This is a genomic window from Neisseria canis, assembly GCF_900636765.1.
Lineage (GTDB): Bacteria > Pseudomonadota > Gammaproteobacteria > Burkholderiales > Neisseriaceae > Neisseria > Neisseria canis.
In genome coordinates this window covers 2,482,378-2,502,036 of the sequence record NZ_LR134313.1, presented here as the reverse complement: position 1 = coordinate 2,502,036, position 19,659 = coordinate 2,482,378, and the positions used below count along the sequence as shown (strand labels likewise).

Annotated in this window: 16 protein-coding genes, 1 tRNA gene and 1 pseudogene; 4 read left to right on the top strand and 14 right to left on the bottom strand. The window is 52.3% G+C overall.

What is annotated here, in order from left to right:
- Positions 1-165: 165 nt before the first annotated feature.
- Positions 166-300 carry a DUF3149 domain-containing protein gene (locus tag EL143_RS11825; protein WP_085417401.1) on the bottom strand — a complete coding sequence of 45 codons (135 nt, stop codon included), beginning with the start codon at positions 298-300 and terminating at the stop codon, positions 166-168.
- 195 nt (positions 301-495) lie between these two features.
- Positions 496-4,098: a bifunctional proline dehydrogenase/L-glutamate gamma-semialdehyde dehydrogenase PutA gene (gene putA / locus EL143_RS11820; RefSeq protein WP_085417402.1), complete on the bottom strand. Its 3,603-nt coding sequence runs from the start codon at positions 4,096-4,098 to the stop codon at positions 496-498.
- A 403-nt stretch (positions 4,099-4,501) separates the two neighbouring features.
- On the opposite strand from putA, the gene EL143_RS11815 reads away from it, so the two are divergent.
- Positions 4,502-4,996: a GlcG/HbpS family heme-binding protein gene (locus tag EL143_RS11815; RefSeq protein WP_126326793.1), complete on the top strand. Its 495-nt coding sequence runs from the start codon at positions 4,502-4,504 to the stop codon at positions 4,994-4,996.
- A 126-nt stretch (positions 4,997-5,122) separates the two neighbouring features.
- On the opposite strand, the gene nhaA is transcribed toward EL143_RS11815, so the two are convergent.
- The 3 genes from nhaA to EL143_RS11800 all read right to left on the bottom strand — a co-directional run bounded on the left by nhaA (position 5,123) and on the right by EL143_RS11800 (position 9,606).
- On the bottom strand, positions 5,123-6,268 hold the full coding sequence (gene nhaA, locus EL143_RS11810) for a Na+/H+ antiporter NhaA (RefSeq protein ID WP_085417403.1): 1,146 nt from the start codon (positions 6,266-6,268) through the stop codon (positions 5,123-5,125).
- A 227-nt stretch (positions 6,269-6,495) separates the two neighbouring features.
- Complete coding sequence (gene putP / locus EL143_RS11805; protein ID WP_085417404.1) at positions 6,496-8,013, bottom strand: sodium/proline symporter PutP; 1,518 nt, start codon at positions 8,011-8,013, stop codon at positions 6,496-6,498.
- Positions 8,014-8,409: 396 nt separating this feature from the next.
- The gene (locus EL143_RS11800) at positions 8,410-9,606 is read right to left on the bottom strand and encodes an acetate kinase (RefSeq protein WP_085417405.1); all 1,197 of its coding nucleotides are present in this window, start codon (positions 9,604-9,606) and stop codon (positions 8,410-8,412) included.
- A gap of 535 nt (positions 9,607-10,141) precedes the next feature.
- On the opposite strand from EL143_RS11800, the gene fabA reads away from it, so the two are divergent.
- Positions 10,142-10,666 (top strand): 3-hydroxyacyl-[acyl-carrier-protein] dehydratase FabA, encoded by a 525-nt coding sequence (gene fabA / locus EL143_RS11795; RefSeq protein ID WP_085417406.1) that lies wholly within the window; start codon positions 10,142-10,144, stop codon positions 10,664-10,666.
- Between the two features lie 74 nt (positions 10,667-10,740).
- The gene (gene fabB / locus EL143_RS11790) at positions 10,741-11,952 is read left to right on the top strand and encodes a beta-ketoacyl-ACP synthase I (RefSeq protein ID WP_085417407.1); all 1,212 of its coding nucleotides are present in this window, start codon (positions 10,741-10,743) and stop codon (positions 11,950-11,952) included.
- 137 nt (positions 11,953-12,089) lie between these two features.
- Here fabB and EL143_RS11785 read toward each other — a convergent pair.
- Positions 12,090-13,013 (bottom strand): annotated as a pseudogene (locus EL143_RS11785) (IS30 family transposase).
- A 217-nt stretch (positions 13,014-13,230) separates the two neighbouring features.
- On the opposite strand from EL143_RS11785, the gene EL143_RS11780 reads away from it, so the two are divergent.
- Positions 13,231-13,306, top strand: a tRNA-Ile gene (locus EL143_RS11780).
- 191 nt (positions 13,307-13,497) lie between these two features.
- Here the strand turns inward: EL143_RS11780 and rraA are convergent.
- From rraA to EL143_RS11740, 8 genes are all read right to left on the bottom strand, one after another.
- Positions 13,498-13,986 (bottom strand): ribonuclease E activity regulator RraA, encoded by a 489-nt coding sequence (gene rraA, locus EL143_RS11775; protein WP_085416275.1) that lies wholly within the window; start codon positions 13,984-13,986, stop codon positions 13,498-13,500.
- 74 nt (positions 13,987-14,060) lie between these two features.
- A complete protein-coding gene (rfaD, locus tag EL143_RS11770; protein WP_085416274.1) occupies positions 14,061-15,065 on the bottom strand; it encodes an ADP-glyceromanno-heptose 6-epimerase in 1,005 nt (334 codons plus the stop codon).
- 190 nt (positions 15,066-15,255) lie between these two features.
- Positions 15,256-15,657, bottom strand: a complete 402-nt coding sequence (locus EL143_RS11765) for a hypothetical protein (protein ID WP_085416273.1) — start codon at positions 15,655-15,657, stop codon at positions 15,256-15,258.
- A 145-nt stretch (positions 15,658-15,802) separates the two neighbouring features.
- The gene (rfaE1, locus tag EL143_RS11760) at positions 15,803-16,750 is read right to left on the bottom strand and encodes a D-glycero-beta-D-manno-heptose-7-phosphate kinase (RefSeq protein WP_085416272.1); all 948 of its coding nucleotides are present in this window, start codon (positions 16,748-16,750) and stop codon (positions 15,803-15,805) included.
- 51 nt (positions 16,751-16,801) lie between these two features.
- Positions 16,802-17,533: an orotidine-5'-phosphate decarboxylase gene (gene pyrF, locus EL143_RS11755; protein WP_085416271.1), complete on the bottom strand. Its 732-nt coding sequence runs from the start codon at positions 17,531-17,533 to the stop codon at positions 16,802-16,804.
- A gap of 34 nt (positions 17,534-17,567) precedes the next feature.
- Entirely contained in the window at positions 17,568-18,050 is a 483-nt protein-coding gene (locus EL143_RS11750) for a DMP19 family protein (protein ID WP_085416270.1), read from the bottom strand.
- A 64-nt stretch (positions 18,051-18,114) separates the two neighbouring features.
- Entirely contained in the window at positions 18,115-19,287 is a 1,173-nt protein-coding gene (lapB, locus tag EL143_RS11745; RefSeq protein ID WP_085416285.1) for a lipopolysaccharide assembly protein LapB, read from the bottom strand.
- Positions 19,287-19,628: a LapA family protein gene (locus EL143_RS11740; protein ID WP_085416269.1), complete on the bottom strand. Its 342-nt coding sequence runs from the start codon at positions 19,626-19,628 to the stop codon at positions 19,287-19,289. Before EL143_RS11740 ends, lapB begins: the two co-directional genes overlap by 1 nt.
- Between the last annotated feature and the right edge of the window lie 31 nt (positions 19,629-19,659).

Below are 19,659 nucleotides of genomic sequence, written 5' to 3'. Positions count from 1 at the left end.
GAAAACCTGTTCAGACAGGCATTTTGACTGTTGGCGCTTATTCGGATGAGGCGGCTTTAAAGAGAGTTTGCCGCATTTGATTCAGGGTAGAACATGCAAAAAAAAAAAAGAGGTGTGGCACGGCCACACCCAAACACACACACATCAAGAGGAAAGAGATAGGTTTTATTTCTTCGGTGTTTGCGCTGCTTGTTTTTTGATCCAAAAAAATAAAAATACTGCAATCACAATTACGGTGAAAATTGTGATAAACGACAAAATACCCACAGGGGATTTGAATAATTCTGTCAATAATTCCATGGTCGTGTTCCCAGTATCGGTTTGTTTATATTAGTTCATAGTAATTATAGTGAATAATTTTTATCCGGCATTGACTCAGGTCAATAGAATGCTTTGATTACAGCCATATTTCGGAGCATATCGAAAATGAACAGCTGTGAAACCGGCCGATACGGCGCCGGTTTCACAGCTGTTTTTTGCCAGAATAAAGCAAACTTACATATCGGCCATTGCCATCAGGCTGGCATTGCCGCCGGCCGCGGTGGTGTTGGTGCTGCAAGCGGTTTCTTCGAATATCTGCAGGATATCCAAGCCGTTTCCGGCAGGCAAAATGCGTATCAGCGGGCCGTTGCTATGCGCCAAAGTGAGTTTCACGCTTTCGGGCAGCGGGTTTAACGCGGCAACATGGCTGAGGCCGAGTGTTTCGGGATGATTGCTGACTTGCACCAAGCCGTTTAAGGGGTGCGCATATCCCGCCAGCGGATGATCGGGTGTGATTAAGGTGGTGATGCCGTTGGCCGCCAATGCAACCAGGGCGGAGAACGCGGCAGCCAAATCACCGCCGTAAAGCCACACGCGTTTGGGCGCGCGCCAGCTCAATACGTTTCGCTCGCCTGTGGGGCCGGGCAATACCTGTTCGGCATGGCGCAGGGTTTGGATGCGGGCTTGGCCGAGTGTGCCTGCCAGCGCCAGTTTTTCGCTCTGCGGCAGCGGCAGTTGCTGCAATACATTCTGCAGTACGGCCAAAGCCTGCTCATCCGCTTGGCCGATGCGGCTCAGCTGCGGAATGCGCCAAGTGTTCAGACGGCTTAGGCGTTGCAGGTAAAAAGGGCCGCCGGCTTTGGGGCCTGTGCCGGAAAGGCCGTGTCCGCCGAAGGGCTGCACGCCGACCACGGCGCCGACGATGTTGCGGTTGACATAGATATTGCCTGCTTTGATGCGGCTTCGGATATGTTCGACCGTGTTATCGATGCGGCTGTGGATGCCGTGGGTGAGCGCGTAGCCTTTGCTGTTGATTTGGTCAATCAGGCTGTCGAGTTCATCGGCGCGGTAGCGTACCACATGCAAAACCGGGCCGAACACTTCGCGCTGCAAGTCGTTAAGGTTATTCAGTTCAAACATAACCGGCGCGATAAAGGTGGCGTTGCTTGCGTTTTCAGACAGGGGTATCTGATGGAAAGATTTGGCTGCGCTTTTCATCTTGTCGATATGGCTTTGCAGGTTGTGCTGTGCCTCGGCGTTGATTACGGGGCCGATGTCGGTTTGCAGGCGCACCGGATTGCCGACGCACAATTCGTCCATTGCGCCTTTAATCATCCGAACCATATGGTCAGCCACATCTTCCTGCACGCAAAGAATGCGTAGGGCGGAGCAGCGTTGGCCGGCGCTGTCGAATGCGGAACTCAATACGTCGGCGCACACTTGTTCGGCCAGAGCGGTGGAATCGACAATCATGGCGTTTTGGCCGCCCGTTTCGGCGATTAACACGGGATTGTCGCTGTGTTTGGCCAGGGTTTGGTTGATCAGGCGCGCCACTTCGGTGGAACCGGTAAAAATCACGCCGTCAATGCGCGGGTCTTGGGTGAGCGCCGCGCCCACGTCGCCCGCACCCAGCACCAAATGCAGCGCTTCGGCGGGTACGCCCGCCTGATGCATAAGGCGCACGGCATAATGGGCAATCAGGCTGGTTTGTTCGGCGGGTTTGGCAACCACGGTATTGCCCGCAGCCAACGCGGCTGCTACCTCGCCGGTAAAGATGGCGAGCGGGAAATTCCACGGGCTGATGGCGACGATGGTGCCGACGCCGAAGCTGCCTTCGGGTAAAGTCTGCTCGGCTTCGTTAGCATAGTAGCGGCAGAAATCCACGGCTTCGCGTACTTCGGCAATGGCGTTTTGCAGGGTTTTGCCGGCTTCGCGCACGGCCAGCATCATCAAAGCAGGCGTGTGCGCTTCGAGCAGGTCGGCGAAGCGGCGCAGAATAACCGCGCGTTCGGCGGCGGGCGTGCCGCGCCATGCGGCTTGTGTGGCAACAGCGGCGCCAACGGCTTCTTCTGCCAGCGCGGCATCGGCAAAAGATGCGGTGCCGACAATGTCGCTGTGGTCGGCGGGGTTGCGGACTTCATGCGGCGCGGCTGTAGCGCGGGTTTGTCCGTTGATTAAAGAACCTGTCTGAAAACTTTGTTGGGAGGCCGCATTCATATCGGTTTGCAACTGCTGCAATACGGCTTCGTTGCTTAAGTCGATGCCTAAAGAATTCAAGCGTGCGGCTCCGTAGAGTTTGTGCGGCAGCGGCAGGGCGCTGTGCAGGCGGATGCCTTGTTGGGCAATGGTTTCGAACGGGCTGCGGATGAGCTCGCCGATGCTGATTTTTTCATCGACAATCTGATTGACAAACGAAGAGTTCGCACCGTTTTCCAGCAGGCGGCGCACCAGATAGGCCAGCAGGGTTTCGTGGGTGCCCACCGGCGCGTAAATCCGCACGCGGCGGCCTAAGTTTTGCGTGCCTACCACTTGGTCGTACAGCGTTTCGCCCATGCCGTGCAGGCATTGGAATTCAAAATCTTTGCCTTCGCCCATCCGGTAAATGGCGGAAAGCGTGTAGGCATTGTGGGTGGCGAATTGCGGGAACACGGCATCTTGTGCGGCTAAGAGTTTGCGTGCACAGGCCAGATAGGAAATGTCGGTGTGCACTTTGCGGGTGTAAACGGGGTAGCCGTCCATACCGTCTACCTGCGCCCATTTGATTTCGCTGTCCCAATACGCGCCTTTTACCAAGCGGATCATGAGTTTCTGATTGTTGCGGCGGGCGAGGTCGATTAAATAGTCAATCACAAACGGGCAGCGCTTTTGATAAGCCTGCACCACAAAGCCGATGCCGTTGAAACCGGCTAAATCGGGATCGGACACCAGCGCTTCCATCAAATCAAGCGACAGTTCCAAGCGGTTGGCTTCTTCGGCGTCGATGTTGAGGCCGATATGGTATTGTTTGGCCAGCAGAAACAGGTTTTTCAGGCGCGGCAGCAGCTCGGCCATCACGCGCTCGTGCTGGGCGCGCACATAGCGCGGGTGGATGGCGGAAAGTTTTACGGAAATGCCGTTGCCTTCATACACGCCCGCACCTGCTGCATCTTTGCCTATGGCGTGGATGGCGTTGACATAATCCTGATAATAGCGGTCGGCATCGGCTTGCGTCATGGCGGCTTCGCCGAGCATGTCGAAAGAGAAACGGTAGCCCAGTTTTTCGCGCTCTTTGCCGTTTTCTAGCGCTTCTTCGATGGTTTGCCCGGTAACAAACTGCTTACCCAGCATACGCATGGCGTAATCTACACCTTTTCGGATTAAAGGTTCTCCGCCTTTTCCCAGCATGCGCGTGAGTGCAGCGCTCAAGCTTTGTTCGCTTGACGGGGTGGTGAGTTTGCCGGTAATCAGCAAACCCCAGGCTGCGGCGTTCACAAATAGGGAAGGGCTTTGGTTGAGATGGCTTTTCCAATTGCCGTCGGCAAGTTTGTCTTGAATCAGTTTATTGCGGGTGGCGTTATCGGGAATGCGCAGCAAGGCTTCGGCCAGACACATCAGCGCCACGCCTTCTTCGCTGGAAAGGGAAAATTCATGCATTAAAGCGTCTACGCCGGATGATTTTTTTCGGTTTTCACGCACTTGTGTTACCAAACGGCGGGCAAGGGTATCGGCGGCACTTTGCTCTTCAGGCGACATTTGGGTGCATTGAAGCATGTCTTGCACGGCTTCGGTTTCATCGCGGCGGTAAGCGGCTGTGATGCGGCTGCGCAGGTCGGATTGGGTGCGGGCGAAAGCGAACATGAATTTCTCCGGAACTTTAGAATGTTAAATCAGGGTAAAGAATAATATGCCTGTCTGAAAGCACGGGTCAGGGCAGGCCGGTATGTTTATGATTGGAAACGGCACGTTTGGAATTGTGATCAATCAGATGCAACAGAATGATGCAATTTTAACAGTAAACCCCTGTTTAATATTGCGCCGGACGCTGTTTTTTTGAAAGATAGTTGAGTTAATTCGGATGCGGATGGTTTTATCGTTTAAATATCTAGGCTTATGAGTTTTATTGGCAATAACTGTATAAAAATGTTAAATTCATGATAGAAAAATAAAAAAAAATCGGAGTGAAGCGCACAGGCGGTGTATCTAGTGCTTATCGCACGATATTGGTGTGTTTTTAACGAGAAATAGAAATAAGGAGAGAAATATGCGTTATTCCAGAACTTTAGCAGCATTGGCTTGTTTGGCTGCCGGCTTTTCCGCTTCTGCTGCGGAACCGGTAAAAACTTTACCGGGCGATATCACGCTTGCGCAAGCCCAATCGGTGGTGCAGGCGGCGGTGAAAAAGGCGGAAGCGATAAAAGTGCCGGTGAATGTGGCGGTGGTGGATGCGGGCGGCAATTTGAAAGCGTTTGCCCGTATGGACGATGCTTTTTTAGGCAGCATTGATATTGCCGAACGCAAAGCACGCACGGCACGTTATTTTAATATGTCCACCCGCGCTTTGGGTAAAGCCGCGCAGCCCGGCCAGCCGCTTTACGGCATTGAAACCACCAATGACGGCTTGGTGATTTTTGCCGGCGGCGTGTTGCTGACGGATAAGAAAGACACCATAGTCGGCAGCGTAGGCGTGAGCGGCGGCACGGTGGATGAAGATGAAAGTGTTGCGGAAGCCGGTGCAAAAGCGTTGTTGAGTAGATAAACCAATCGGTTTTCAGACAGGCATTTAATGCCTGTCTGAAACATAAGTTGCCGATAAAAAAGGTTGCTCCCGTATTGGGCGCAACCTTTTTCTTTATGTGTTTATGTGGTTTTATCAGTCAAAACATCAAGCCATGCTGTTTTTTCCTGCATAGCGCAAAACCAGATAGCCGGCCACGCCGGAGAAAATAGAGCCCAAGAATACGCCGACTTTGCTGTAATCCTGAATGGCCGGATCGGTAAAGGCCAGTAGGCTGATAAATAGGCTCATGGTAAAGCCGATACCGCACAACAGCGCCACACCGTAAACTTGCAGCCAGCTTGCGTTTTCAGGCAGGCTTGTCCAGCCCATTTTCACAGTTGCCCAAACCACGCCGAAAATGCCTATTTGTTTGCCCACAAACAAGCCAGCGGCAATGCCCAGCACCACAGGTTCGAACAACACCGAAAAATCCAACCCGGCAAAAGATACGCCTGCATTGGCAAAGCCGAACACCGGCACCACAAAAAATGCCACCGGGTTTTCCAAAGCATGTTCCCAAGTCAGCAAAGGCGCCTCTTCGATGCTGTCGGGCACGCGTAACGGAATGGCAAAAGCCAGCAACACGCCGGCCAAAGTGGCATGAATGCCCGTTTTGAGCACGAAAAACCAAAGCAGCAAGCCTAAAAGCAGGTAAGGTGCGGTTTTCAATATGCCTTTTCTGTTTAGAGAGAAGAGGGCGGCCAATGTGATACCGGCCAAAATCAAATAAATAAAGTTGATGCTTTCCGTGTAGAAAAGCGCGATAACCACGATTACCGCCAGATCATCCATAATCGCCAGCGCGGTAAGAAAGATTTTCAATGATGCAGGTACGCGGCTGCCCAGTAGTGCCAATACGCCCAAAGCAAATGCAATATCCGTAGCCGCCGGCACCGCCCAACCGCGTATGGTTTCGGGATTATGGTTATTGAATAAAGCATAAATCAAAGCAGGCAAAACCAGCCCGCCAAAGGCTGCAAGGCCGGGGAGGATTCTTTTGGCATTGGTATCCAGCTCGCCTTGCAGCAATTCGCGCTTCACTTCCAAGCCGACAAACAGGAAAAACACCGCCATCAGCCCGTCATTAATCCAATGCGACACGCTCATGCCGCCAACATAAGTGTTCAATATGCCGAAATAGTGCACCGATAATGCCGAATTGGCGGCCACAATGCCCAACACAGCGGCAATCATCAACATGATGCCCGCGGCCGGCTCTAAGCTGAAAAAATGAACAATTTTATTTTTCACTAACTTCCCTTCTTTTAAATGATTTAGTGTTGTGTGTTTGAATGTGGAAAAGGTAAACGGAAAATTTTTAGGCAAAGGGATGAATGTTAAACTATGTTGTCGTAATTTATCCGAGAGGATCTCAAATGATTATGCAAATTGCTTGGTCATTATAATAGATAGTGAAGTTTAAAAAATACCTGCCTGAACAATTCGGGCAGGTATTTTTCTAAACAGGTGTTTTTCAATTATTTTGTTGCTTGATAATCCGTATTGGCTTTTTCGAATTTTTCTATTACTTCGCAGCCAGGTTCTTTGCCCATCAACGACACCGTATAAACCACAATCCAGCAAGCGATAAAGCCGGGTACGATTTCGTACATGGTCGGCAGCCCGGCGGCTTTGAGTGCCGGGTTGGCAAACTCTGCCCACAGCACCACCACTACCGCACCGCTAATCATGCCCCACAGCGCGCCGTTTGCGGTCATGCGTTTCCACAATACAGACAGAATGACCACAGGGCCGAATGCTGCTCCGAAGCCTGCCCAAGCGTAGGAAACCAAGCCCAGCACTTTGCTGTCGGGGTTGGCGGCAATCAGAATTGCAATCACGGCAACGGCCAGCACCATGATGCGGCCAACCCACACCAGCTCTTTCTGAGCCGCATCGGGGCGCAGGAAGCCTTTGTAGAAGTCTTCGGTAATCGCGCTCGAGCAAACGAGTAATTGGCAAGACAAGGTAGACATCACTGCCGCCAGAATCGCACTCAAAATCACACCGGCAATCCACGGATTAAACAGCAGTGTCGCCAAAGCGATAAAAATGCGCTCGTTATTGCCGCCCATCGCGCCGACTTGCTCGGGATGGCCGCCGAAGTAGGCAATGCCGAAGTAGCCCACGGCCACCGCGCCGCCCAAGCAGACGATCATCCATGTCATGCCGATGCGGCGGGCGCTTTTAAGTGATTTCACGTTTTCAGCAGCCATGAAGCGCGCCAGAATATGCGGTTGTCCGAAGTAGCCCAAGCCCCATGCGGCAGTTGAAATAATGCCGAGGAAAGTGGTTCCGGCAAACAGGCTGCCGTATTCCTTACCTGTGGTGGCGGCAACGGACTGTATCGCCGCATTCATTTCCGCTGCGCCGCCCAATCCCAGATAAACCATAATCGGTGTAAGGATCAGCGCAAACAGCATCAGCGTAGCTTGAACGGTATCCGTCCAGCTTACGGCCAAGAAGCCCCCGATAAAGGTGTAGGCAATGGTGGCGCCTGCACCCAACCACATTGCCTGCGTGTAGCTCATGCCTTCAAAAAGGCTTTGGAACAGGCGCGCACCGGCCACCACTCCTGAAGCACAGTAAATCGTGAAGAAAAACAGGATGATGATGGCTGAAATGACCTTCATGGCCTGCCCTTTTGCACCGAAACGGTGGTAGAAATAATCGGGCAACGTCAGCGCGTTGTTGGCATATTCGGTATGCACGCGCAAGCGGCCCGCTACCAACAGCCAGTTAATCCAAGCGCCGATTACCAGGCCGATGGCAATCCAAGCTTCACTCAGGCCGACCGCGTAAACTGCACCGGGCAAACCCATCAAAAGCCAGCCCGACATATCCGATGCACCGGCCGACATCGCCGTTACATAAGGGCCCAAGCTGCGGCCGCCGAGAATATAGTCGTCGAAATTGCGGGTGGAGAAATAAGCGGCCAAACCGATCAGTAATACGGCGACCAGATACACCCCGAAGGTAATGTACATCGGATTCATAACGTACCTCTTGATGAAGGTTGTGTTTGTCGGAGCCTGGAAACGGGGCGGTAAGTGTTATCAAACGGCTTTGCGTTGGCATGATTGCCATCGGATGGCAGCTTGGGCAACACAAACCGTACATTCCGGCTTGATTTTGGAAAATTTATACCAAAGGTTAAGATTTATACTGAAAATTTATAGTTAAGTCAACGTTTGCAAAATGCGAACTTTGCCATTGGATTTTTTTAACTGTTTGATTTTTATGTTAATGAATTGAGCAATGCCTATCTGAAACCTTTTCAGGCAGGCATTGGAATGCGATGTGATTGTTTACAATATTTAAATGTGGCCGAACATTAAAAATGCCTGTCTGAAAAAGTTTCAGACAGGCATTCAATCCCGCGATAGGAAAGCTTACAAACCTGAAAGCCTTGCCGTATCTTGGGCAATCATCAGCTCTTCATTGGTTGGAATCACCACGGCTACGGCGGCGCTGCCGGCTGCGGTAATCACGCCTGCATTGCCGAAACGCGCGTCCAGGTTGGCTTGTTTATCCAGTTTAAAACCTAAGAACGCGACATACTTCAGCACTTTTTCACGAATGATGTCGGAATTTTCACCGATACCGCCGGTAAATGCCAATACATCAATGCCGCCCGCTGCCACAGCCATGCTGCCTACATATTTTGCCAAGCGGTAGGCAAACATTTCCAAAGCCAAAACCGCGCCTTCTTCGCCTTTAGCCGCTTCTTCTTCAATTGTGCGGCAATCGCTCGAGATTTCCGAAATACCCAGCAAGCCGGATTTTTTGTTGAGTAAATCGGTTATTTGAGCAATATCCATGCCGGCATTTTCGGCCAGAAAAGAGAATACGCTGGCATCCACATCACCGCTGCGCGTGCCCATTACCAAGCCTTCCAGCGGGGTCAGGCCCATGCTGGTGTCAACGGATTTGCCGTTGGCAACCGCAGTAATCGATGCGCCGTTACCCAAGTGGGCGATAACCATGCGCAGGCTGTTTTTGTCTTTGCCTAAAAAGCGGGCAGCCTCATCGGCTACAAAGCGGTAGCTGGTGCCATGGAAGCCGTAGCGGCGCAGACCGTATTTGCGGTAAAGCTCGCGCGGCAGAGCGTAGGTATAGGCGTGGGGAGGCAGGGTTTGATGAAACGCGGTATCGAACACGGCCACATTCGGCAGGCCTTTGAAAATGTTTTGCGCGGCACGGATACCCAGCAGGTTGGCCGGATTGTGCAAGGGCGCCAGCGGAATACATTTTTCTATACCGGCAATCACGTTCTCATCAATTAGAATGGATTCGCTGTATGTTTCGCCTCCACTCACTACGCGGTGGCCGATAGCGGCGATGTCGCTGTCGAGCCCGCGGGACTTCAACTCTTCCATCAAAGCTTCTACGGCGCCGGTGTGGTCGGTGCGGCCCTCCAGAGAAACTTTATGTTTTTCGCCGTTGGCTTTGAAAGTGATGTAAGCATCTTCCAAGCCCAGCTTTTCGCCTAAGCAGTTCAGCAACACTTCGCCGTCGGCATTATTCAGCACGGCGCCTTTTAAGGAAGAGCTGCCGCAGTTTAATACGAGAATTAATTTATCAGTCATGATGTGAAGCTCCTTATTGAAGATGTCGGTAAATTTAAGGTATGAGATTTGGATTCGTGATGCCGATCCGGTTCGACCAGGCATTGATTGAACCTGCCTTCGTCGCTGTTTGGTATCGTTTTTAAATATGGTTTACAGATGCCTTTTTGTTTTTTCCATGTCTGCTTATTAATTAGGCAATAAGCTTCGTGTTTTTTAAACTCTGTTTTTCAGCAAGGGCGCGATTTTACAGAAATTTGGGGGTAGATGTAAATTGTTTTACCCAGTGCGTTGAATTAAACGGCATTGGGTGAATTTGATTGGAAATGCCTGTCTGAAAACCAATTCTGCATAAGGTATCGTCTGGATATGCGGAACGGGTTGCCGTTATCAAGCCGCTCGTGCCTTGTGCGGAAAGGTAAGTTGCTGCAAAACAGCCGGCCGGCTGCTTGACGTTGCTGCAAAGCCGACAGTAGAATTATTTGGTTCTTATCTTAAAAATAAAGCATAAAACCGGCTTTGTTTTAGCCACATCATTATCATTTCAAGGATTAACATGACCCAGTTTGTTCCTCAAAACAGCTATACCAAAGAAAAATTACTCGAATGCGGCAAAGGCAACCTGTTCGGTCCCGGCAACGCCCAGCTCCCGCTGCCCAATATGCTGATGATCGACCGCATCGTAAGCATCACGAAAGACGGCGGCAAATACGGCAAAGGCGAAATCATTGCGGAATTGGACATTACTCCTGATTTGTGGTTTTTCGATTGTCACTTCCAGGGCGATCCGGTTATGCCGGGCTGTTTGGGTTTGGATGCCATGTGGCAACTGGTCGGCTTTTTCTTAGGTTGGAGCGGTGCGCCGGGGCGCGGACGTGCATTGGGTTGCGGCGAAGTGAAATTCAGCGGGCAGGTTTTGCCGAAGCATAAAAAAATCACTTACCACATTCATATGAAACGCGTGATGAACAGCAAGCTGGTGCTGGGTATCGCCGATGCCGAGATGAGCGTGGACGGTAAAAAAATCTACGAAGGCAACGGCTTACGCGTAGGCCTGTTTACCAGTACCGACGATTTCTAAAGCAACAGGCCAAATGCGCTTGCCTTAAGCTGAAAATTAAAACCTTATTCGCTTTAATATTTTGGAGATGTAGCATGAAACGAGTAGTGGTAACCGGTATCGGCATTGTGTCGAGCTTGGGCAACAACTGCCAAGAAGTGCTTGAATCACTCAAGAACTTAAAATCAGGCATTGAATTTGATCCTGTTTATCAGGAAATGGGGCTGCGTTCTAATGTGGCGGGCAACATCAAAATCGACACCAAAGAACATATCGACCGAAAAGCCATACGTTTTATGGGTGATGCCGCCGCTTTTACCTATATCGCCATGAAAGAAGCAATCGAACATGCGGGTTTAACGCCGGAGATGGTGTCAAACCCCCGCACCGGTATCGTGGCCGGCAGCGGCGGAGCATCTTCTTCGGCTCAGGTTGAAGCGGCGGACGTGTTGCGCGAAAAAGGCGTGAAGCGCATCGGCCCCTACGGTGTAACCAAAACCATGGCATCTACCGTTTCAGCCTGTTTGGCTACGCATTACCACATCAAAGGCGTCAACTATTCCATCAGCTCGGCCTGCTCAACCAGCGCACACTGCATCGGCAATGCAACCGAATTGATTCAGCTGGGCAAGCAGGATATCGTGTTTGCCGGCGGAGGAGAAGAAGTGTCGTGGCAGATGAGCATGCTGTTTGATGCGATGGGTGCTATGTCGAGCAAATATAATGATGCGCCGCAAACAGCCAGCCGCGCTTATGATGCCGACCGTGACGGCTTCGTGATTTCAGGCGGAGGCAGTATCTTGGTGTTGGAAGAATACGAACATGCCAAAGCGCGGGGCGCAAATATTCTGTGTGAAATCACAGGCTACGGCGCAACTTCGGATGGCTACGATATGGTGCAGCCTTCAGGCGAAGGCGCGGCGCGGTGCATGGAAATGGCTTTGGCTCAGCATGACGGTAAAGTGGACTATATCAACGCACACGGTACCTCCACTCCGGTGGGAGACACTAAAGAGCTCGAGGCCATCCGAAAAGTGTTTGACGGAAAAGACGTGCCGTTTATCAGCTCAACCAAATCCCTTTCCGGCCATGCGCTTGGTGCAGCAGGCTCCAACGAAGCCATTTATTCGATTTTGATGATGCAGAATGATTTCGTTTGCGCCAGCGCCAATATTCAAAATATTGACGAGCAGGCAGCCGATTTGCCGATTTTGCGTGAAAACAAACAAATGAAGCTCAACGCCGTGATGTCCAACAGCTTTGGCTTCGGCGGCACGAACGCCACTTTGATTTTCAGTAAAATTTAAATGCCTGTCTGAATCTTGAATAAAAACACCTTATTGGATGATAAGGTGTTTTTTGTTGATGAAATGCCTGTCTGAAAATGATTTTCAGACAGGCATTTCATTATGGATAGTAAATAAACTTGTCTTAGATTCGAATTTCAAGTGCAACACTCAGGCAGTAGAGGTTGGAACAGATTTAAGAATAAAACACTTGGCGTTTCATAGCCAAGTGTTTTTCTTGGCCTACGGTTCAGTTCATCTTGAACCCTGCGTATCTCCCGATGGCTGATGTTGCGGAAATCGGTTTGTTTGGGGAAATATTGGCGGATGAGTCCGTTGGTATTTTCATTCAGCCCTTTCTCTCAAGAATGGTAGGGGCGGCAAAAATAGGTTTCTGCCTCCAATGCTTGGGCTATTTGCATGTGTTGGTAGAATTCTTTGCCGTTATCCATGGTAATGGTATGGACTCTGGCTTTATGCGCCTTGCAGATGATGGTGTAGCGGGTAACCCGCTCGACCAAGGTCAGTAATGCGCTTTTCTGATCTTTGCCTACGACGGTGTCGGCTTCCCAGTCGCCGATGCGGGATTTTTGGTCGACGATGGCGGGTCGGTTTTCAATGCCGACGCGGTCGGGTACTTTGCCTCTGCTCCATGTACTGCCGTAGCGTTTACGGTAGGATTTGCCGGCTATTCCGAGATGCTGCCGCAAAGTGCCGCCGTTGCTTTTGTCTTGACGCAGATAGCGGTAAATGGTGCTGTGGTGGAGTGTGATTTGGTGGTGTTTGTGCAAATAGGCGCACACTTGCTCGGGGCTGAGTTTGCGGCGGATGAGGGTGTCGATGTGTTGAATCAGCCGGGAATGGAGCTTATAGGGTTTTCGCTTACGCTGTTTGGTAAGCCGGCTTTGCTGTTGGGCTTTTTCGGCGTTGTATGGCTTTTTCTGTGTACTGTGCCGTCTGATTTCGCGGCTGATGGTGCTTTTGTGGCGGTTAAGCTGTTTGGCGATTTCGGTGACGGTGTGGTGGCGGGACAGGTATTGGATGTGGTATCGTTCGTCTTGGGTCAGTTGTGTGTAGCTCATGGCAATCTTTCTTGCAGGAAAGGCCGTATGCTACCGCATACCGGCCTTTTCTGTTATGGAAGTTGCACTTCAAATCCGAATCCGCCTGTTTGTAAACAATATGGTAATCCATCGCGGCTGTTTGCCGTGATATTTGGGCCGAACCATGGCATGTCTTTTTGCCGAGATTTCTTGCCAGTTCTGAATATTATGTTACAATAACGCGTTTCTTCTAGCCGGGCCTGTAGCTCAGAGGTTAGAGCAGGGGACTCATAATCCCTTGGTCGTCGGTTCGAACCCGACCGGGCCCACCAAATGCCTATCCGCATAAGTTATTTATGCGGATTTAATTTTTTAAGCTTAATCAAAGTGAGCTTGCATCAGAGTGGAAACGCCTGTGAAGCGGATTGAGTCAATTTATGAAATGCCTGTCTGAAAACTATTTTCAGACAGGCATTGTTTTGGCGGCACACTTTGAGCCGATCGGTTTCGGCTCCTTAGAATATCACGCGCGTTCTATCGGTTTATCGGATACCAAGATGCCGTCTTCATCGCAATAAACGTAATCGCCGGGGCGGAAGGTAACGTTGCCGAAGGATACGGGTATGTCTACTTCTCCTGCGCAGTCTTTGGCGCTTTTCCGCGGGTTGGTGCCCAGGGCTTTTACGCCGAAATCCATCATGCCGATGGCGTCGCTGTCGCGTATCACGCCGTAGATAACGGCGCCTGCCCAGCCGTTTGCCGCGCCGGCGCCTGCAATTAAGTCGCCCATCAAGGCGCTGGCGAGTGAGCCGCCTCCGTCGATAACCAATACTTCGCCGTCGGAGGTGGTGTTCATCAGCTGTTTGATCAGGCCGTTGTCGCGGTCGCATTTTACGGTACGCACGCGGCCGCAGAAGCGGGTTCTTCTGCCGAAATGGCGGAACTGGGTTTCGCACGAGGGGGTGTCGGGTGCGATGTCGATTAAATCGGCGGTGCTGAATTCTTGATTCATGGTATTTCTCCTGTGTTTTATGGTTTTTAAAATGCCTGTCTGAAAAAGTGCGGGTTTCAGACAGGCACGGTTGCTTATCGGTTGTTTTCCAGCAGCCAGTAAACGTAGCGGCTGACGCCTTCGTTTACGTCAAAGAAGGGTTCTTCGTAGCCCACTTCGCGCAATCGGGAAATATCGGCTTCGGTAAAGCTTTGGTATTTGCCTTTGAGTGCGTCGGGGAAGGGGATGTAGCGTATCAGTTCTTCTTTAACCAATTCCTGCAGGCTCATTGCGGGTTTGCCTTCGGCGGTGCGGCAGGCGTTGACGGTGGCGGCGGCCAGGTCGTTAAACGGTTGGCTGCGGCCGGTGCCGAGGTTGAAAATGCCGACGATTTCGGGATGGTCTAGGAAAAACAGGTTTACTTTAACCACGTCTTCCACGCTGACGAAATCGCGGCTTTGTTCGCCGTCGCCATAGCCGTCGTAGCCGCTGAAGAGGTTGACGTAGCCTTGTTCGCGGTATTGGTTGAAGTGGTGGAAGGCCACTGAGGCCATGCGGCCTTTGTGCTGCTCGCGGGGGCCGTAAATGTTGAAATAGCGGAAGCCGGCCACTTGGGCTTTGAGGCCTTCGGCCATGCGGCGGCGCACAACTTGGTCGAACAGGAATTTGGAATAGCCGTATACATTAAGCGGGCGCTCGAGTTCGCGTTCTTCGCGGAAGATTTCGCCTTTGCCGTACACGGCGGCGCTGGAGGCGTAGATAAACGGGATGCGCTCGTCTTGACACCAATCCAGCAAATCCAGGCTGTATTGGTAGTTGTTGTCCATCATATAGTGGCCGTTGTGCTCCATGGTGTCGGAACAGGCGCCGTCGTGAAACACGGCTTCGATGTCGTCGAACGGCAGGATGTGTTCGCGCACTTGGCGGATAAATTCGTGTTTGTCGAGGTAGTGGGCGATTTCGCTGTCGGCCAGATTGGTAAATTTTTCGCCGCGCGTGAGGTTGTCGACGGCAATGATGTCGGTAATGCCGCGCTCGTTGAGTGCTTTGACGATATTGCTGCCGATAAAGCCGGCTGCGCCGGTTACGATGATGGTCATAGAGGGTTCCTTAATGTTGCGGGCGGAGGTTGGAAAACGGGGCGGTAAGCGTTGTGTAGAATGTGGTTTAATTTATTGGAATGTTTGAAAGGTATTATAACAAAAGAATTTGCTATGGGCGGTGCGGGGAATGCTGCGGAGGGCTGAAATGCCTGTCTGAATGGTTTTCAGACAGGCATTGTGCTTGGGTTTAGCGGAACAGGCGGTCGAACCAGCCGCGTTTTTTTTCAATTTCCTGATTGCCTGTTTGATAAGGCCCTGCGGAAAAAATGGTTTTGCCTTTGTGAAACTCGCGCAGCCACATGTCGCCGAAAGATTCTCCGGCGCCGCGTGCGTAAAAATGAACGTCGGGAAAGGCGGATGCGATGTGGACGAGCAGGGCGATGAGCTGCTCGGATGTCATACCGGTGAAGCCGTAGGAAAACGGCTCATCCACGGTGGCGTCGAAATCGTGCGTGGTATTCGGGTCGAAGCCGTGCTGCGCCAGCCATTCGGTTACGACCGGTTCGAGCTTTTGCGGCGTAAAATCGCCGTCTTGGTATTGGCTGTCGTCCCAAGTGAATTCCAAGCGGGTGCGGTAATGTTTAGTCATGTTTCCTCACTCTTTTTTATGGTTCGGGTCTGCCGAAAGGCACGGGTTTCTCCCAAAGCGGCTGAACACAGCCGGATATTCAAACAAAGCTTTGCCGAGTTGGCGGCCTGCTGAATATTGTGTGTTCCGGCGTATATATAGCGCATTACAAACCTTCTGCCAACTCTTCGAAAGAGCAGACGGCCGTGCCGACTTTGCCCACCACCACGCCTGCGGCAATGTTGGCCAGCTGCATGGCTTCGGGTAAGTCCAAACCTGCGGACAAACCCAAGCCCATGCCGGCGATAACGGTGTCGCCCGCGCCGGATACGTCATAAACTTCGCGCGCTTGGGTGGGCTGATGGTGCGGATCGCCGTCGCGAAAGAGCGTCATGCCTTCTTCGCTGCGGGTAAGCAGCAGGGCGTTCAGGCCGAGGCGGCGGCGTAACTGTTGGGCTTTTTCGGTGAGTGCGGCTTCGTCTTTCCAGCTGCCGACCACTTCTTTCAATTCTGCGCGGTTGGGTGTGAGCAGGGTGGCGCCTGCGTATTTTTCATAGTCATCGCCTTTGGGGTCGACCAATACGGGTTTGCCGGCTTCGCGAGCCCAATCGATAAAAGTGGTTACATGGGTGAGGCCGCCTTTGCCGTAGTCGGAAAGAATCACCAGATCATAATGCGGCAGCAGCGCTCGGTATTGCTCTTTCACTTGCGCCAATATTTCGTGGTTGGGGCTGTCTTCAAAATCAAGGCGGATAAGCTGCTGGTTGCGCGCGATAACGCGCAGTTTCACAGTGGTGGAAATGGCCGCATCGCGCAGCAGATGTGCGGATACGCCCCATTTTTGCATCAGCATATCGAGGCTGTCGGCGGCTTCGTCGTCTCCGGTAACGGAAAGCAAAGCGGCCTGCCCGCCCAGCGCGGCGATATTGCGCGCCACGTTGGCCGCGCCGCCCGCGCGTTGGTCGGTTTTGTCGATTTTGGCGACGGGCACCGGCGCTTCGGGGGAAATGCGGGAAACGTCGCCGAACCAGTAACGGTCGAGCATCACGTCGCCCACCACCAAGACGCGGGCGTTTGCCAAGCGGCTTTTCAGAGTTTCTGCGTAGAGAATCATGGTGTTCTTTCTTGCATGATTAAATGCTTACGTTTTCAGACAGGCATTGTTTTATGTTGAGGTAAGGGTGTTGATTTCGCGCAATACGGCCACCGGGTCGGCAGCTTGGGTAATCGGCCTGCCCATCACGAGATAGCTGGAGCCTGCCGCGAGGGCTTGCGCCGGTGTCATGATGCGGCGTTGGTCGTCGTTATTGCCGGCGATGTCGAGGCGGATGCCGGGGGTAACCAACACGAATCCGCTGCCTAAAGCGGCGCGCAGCGGAGCGGCTTCGAGTGCGGAACAGACCACGCCGTCCAAGCCCGAACTTTGGGCGAGTTTGGCCCAACGTACAACCAATTCTTCCACCGGCAGCGTAAGCCCGATTTCTGCCAAGTCGCTCTGTTCCATGCTGGTCAGCACGGTTACGCCGATTAATAAGGGTTTGCGGCTGTGATTGGCCACGGCTTCGGCGGCGGCTTCCATCATGCGGCGGCCGCCGGAAGCATGCATATCCACCATCCACACGCCCATATCGGCAGCCACTTTGCATGCTTGCGCGACGGTGTTGGGAATGTCGTGGTATTTCAAGTCGAGAAAAAGTTTGAAGCCTTGGTTAATCAGCTTTTCGGCGAGGCTGCGGCCGGTGGCGGTGAACAATTCTTTGCCGATTTTGAGCTGGCAGAGTGAGGGATCAAGTTTGCGCACGAAATGAAGCGTGTCGGTTTCGTTGGCAAAATCCAGCGCCACAATCACGGGCGAATGGGAAGCGGACGGGGTGAAATCGGTGATTAAAGGGTTCATGATGCATCCTTAAATGATGGCTTTCAGACAGGCATTATGGTAAGGCGCTGAATTTGGCTGTGTGACGGGCAATGTATTCGGCCGCTGCGGCCATATCGGCTTCGGCGCAGTCGTAGTAATCGGCATCCAACTCTTCAAATTCGGGAAACTGTGCCCGCAAGCTGTCCGGCCCGGCGCCTTCCGAACTTAAGCGCTCAATTTCCCCGCCGTGTTTCAGATAAAGGGCTTTGGCTTGGTCTAGGATTTTCGGGGTGGGTTTGATTTTCCAGCGGCGCAGGCTGTCGGCAAGCGGGTTGAGCAACACATATTCGCCATAGCCCGAAGCGATAAGCTGCACAAAGCCGCCTTCCTGCACTTGGCTGTCGAGATAAACATAGGCCATCAAGGCGTGCTGCTCGTCGGTAAGCCGGTCGGCGGCGGTTTCGCCGTGGGTTTCGAGATAGGCGAAATAACGGTCGGCCAATGTGTAGATGAATTGTTCGGGTGAATCGTAGGATTGCGGGTTTAAGTCAAGCATGGTAATCGGCGCTGTGGTTGGCTTTCAGACAGGCATCGTAAGAGCAATGCCTGTCTGAAAGGTATCAGACTTCAATTTTGTTCGGCGTGAACGTTTCCCATTTGTTGCAGGCGGGGCAATGCCAGAAAAAGGCTTGCGATTTGAAATGGCAGTGGCGGCAGCGGTACATCCAGTTTTTCTGCAACTGGCGGCCGATAACGCTGCGCACCATATCGGCATCGCTTTTCCAAGTGGGGTTCATGTCGCTGATTTGCAGGCCGAGCAGGCGGTAGACCCCGTTTAAATCCGGCTTGCGGCGTACGATTTCCACTGCGGTTTCATTGGCGGCTTTCTCGCCTTTGAGCAGCAGAGATTTTTCATAAATGACATTGATTAAATCGATTTGCGGGAACGCTTCGGCGTAGCTTACCAATACGTGCAGACCTTCTTCAGGTTTGCCCAGTGCGTCGTAGGCGTCGTAAATCCGTTCGCCCACCATGCTCAGGTAGGCATGGTTTTGCTTTTCGATGGCGGCATAAGCATCCAATGCGGCGCGGTAGTTGCCGCGTTTGAGCTCGATGTCGCCTAAAATCATATTGGCGCGGGTGCATTTGGAATTGGCTGCCAAAGCGGCTTGGGCATGTTGGCGGGCGGCGTCGAAATCGGACTTAAACAAAGCCGCCTGTGCCATTTCGCAATAAAACTGCGAAATTTCAAATTGGTAGGTCAGCTCGTCGTGATTGAGCAGCTTGGCCATGGCAATGGCTTTTTCCCAATCGCGGTCTTGCTGGTAGATATTGAGCAGTTTTTCGTGTGCCTGTTTGGCCATGTTGCTTTGCTGCAATTCCAGAAAAATCTGTTCGGCGCGGTCAACCAAGCCGGCGTTTTGGTAGTCTTGGCCCAGTTCGAACAGCACGCACTCGCGTTTTTCGCCTACGGTGTCGGGCGAATCCAACAAAGCTTTGTGCATGGCGATGGCTTTGTCGTTTTCGCCGCGCAGGCGGTAAAGTTTGCCTAAGGTGAGGCTGAGGTCGTAGGAGTCGGCAGGGCGCAAATCCACCACTTCGGCCAAGTTGCGGGCGGCCTGTCCGGTGTTGCGGTCAACCAGCGCGTCCAGGCTTTTGTAAAATCCGGCGGGCACGCTTTTGGCATGCCGCAAAACGGTTTTCATGTCTATCCGTGCGGCAAACCAGCCCATTGCGAAAAATACCGGCAAAAGAATAATCGGCACCAGCCAAATCCAAGTTTCGGTTTCCATCATTTGGTTTCCGCTTCTTTTTTATGGGTTTCGGCAACAGGTGCGGGATTGTGGGGCAGGGGGGCGGGTGCGTATAAGTCTTGCGAGCTTATGCGGGCGGTTTTTTCCACTTCGCGGCGCAGGCGGCCGTTTTCGCTGCGCAGGGTAAGCAGGCGGCCGAACATGGCCAATACGCCGAACACCGCTCCGATCACGAAAAAGCCGAACAACAGGGCAATCAGCGGCAGATCAATCTGTTGCGCGGGCAGGTAGAAAAACGGCACTTTTTGCAGGTTGTTGACAGCAAGAATCAAAAATACGATAAGAATCAGAATTTTAAAAACCAAGGAAATAAATTTCATTATTCGCTCCGGAGCAGGTTGACGCATTTTG